General features: G+C 35.8%; 1 protein-coding gene. It reads left to right on the top strand.

The window, feature by feature from the left end; genetic code table 11:
* The first annotated feature begins 113 nt into the window (after positions 1-113).
* Positions 114-857 (top strand): class A sortase, encoded by a 744-nt coding sequence (locus GSA01S_RS10275; protein ID WP_245631311.1) that lies wholly within the window; start codon positions 114-116, stop codon positions 855-857.
* The last annotated feature ends 154 nt before the right edge of the window (positions 858-1011 follow it).

Here is a 1011-nt window from a genome sequence, read left to right as displayed (position 1 = left end):
TGCGCATACGAAACGAAAATTATTCAATTTTCTACTTCTTGCCCACTCCCAAAGGATGTCAATTTAAAAAATAATGTGTAAAATAGAAACAGAGTGAAATGAGGAGGCTTATGATGGCTAAACCAACAAGGCGAGAATATCAAAACCAAAAAGGGCGTAAAAGACGGGGTGGCGGCTTTCGTACATTTTTGGGTGTCATGCTAATCTTATTTGCGATTGCGTTATTAGCAATGGATCCGATTAAAAATTATATGATTAAAAGAGGGCAAACTCAAAATGCGATTGGTAATATTACCGCAGAACAAATTCAAAAAAATAAATTAGCGGATGTATCATTTGATTGGGATAATATTCAAGCGTTAAATGCTTATGATGTTATTTTGCAAAATGTCAATCCGGATGACTTACCAACAATTGGAGCGATTGCGATTCCATCTGTTAAAATGAATCTACCTATCTATAAAGGAACCTCAGAAGCAGGAATGTATTTAGGAGCAGGGACATTATTTGAAGACCAAGAAATGGGCGTTTCAAATTATCCGCTAGCAAGTCATCATTCGATTCATGAAGGCTTATTGTTCCAACCTTTAATGAATGTTGAGTATGGTGCGACGGTTTATTTAACCGACTTAGAAAATATTTATGAATATCAAATAGATAATATCCAAAGGGTAGACCCGACTGCTTTGGAAGTATTAAATCCAACGGAAACACCGATTATCACTTTAATTACATGTGATTATGATCTGGTGGAACGGGTCATTGTACAAGCGACAATGACTAGATCTGTCCCCATTAATGAAGCAACCGATGATATGTTAGCGGCTTTTGAATTAGATTTAACGGTACCAGAATAATCATCTTTTTATAATAAAATAGGCGTGTTTGCAAATAATTGCGGCTCTTTGTCAAATGGTGTGGGTCACGGAATTTTTAGATAGGTTGGGCAAAAAGTCTCAAAAATTACCGAGAAACGTTTCAAAAAGATGAGATGTTTCTCGGTTTTTACTA

Source organism: Globicatella sanguinis NBRC 15551 (assembly GCF_001552295.1).
Taxonomy (GTDB): Bacteria; Bacillota; Bacilli; order Lactobacillales; family Aerococcaceae; genus Globicatella; species Globicatella sanguinis.
The sequence above is the reverse complement of the archived record's forward strand: the minus strand, read 5'-3'. Positions and strand labels throughout refer to the sequence as shown.

Bases quoted from the DNA above. Each gene is read 5' to 3' on its own strand.
- GSA01S_RS10275 (WP_245631311.1), top strand. From the start codon at position 114: ATGGCTAAACCAACAAGGCGAGAATATCAAAACCAAAAAGGGCGTAAA.